We start from the raw sequence: 235 nt of genomic DNA on the forward strand, positions 1-235 counted from the left end.
CTGAAGTATTAACGTTGGAGGAGGCCTGCAGAACATGGAGAGTTCCCGTACAGTCTTAGTAACATCGGCATTTGTTGTGCTTGGCCTGTTATTCATCTCTGTTTTGTTATTTGATGATAAGCCCTATATGATCGTTTGTACAGCGATTATGGGTTTAACCATCATTCCCTTATTTGCACGGTTCGAATTGAAAAATATTCAAAGTAAAGAAATTGTCTTATTAGCGGTGTTGGCT

Annotated in this window: 1 pseudogene; it reads left to right on the forward strand. The window is 39.1% G+C overall.

What is annotated here, in order from left to right:
• Positions 1-34: 34 nt before the first annotated feature.
• Positions 35-235 (forward strand): annotated as a pseudogene (locus RYX56_RS25305) (hypothetical protein); the annotation flags it as partial.

Source organism: Alkalihalophilus lindianensis (assembly GCF_032843265.1).
Lineage (GTDB): Bacteria > Bacillota > Bacilli > Bacillales > Bacillaceae_D > Alkalihalophilus > Alkalihalophilus lindianensis.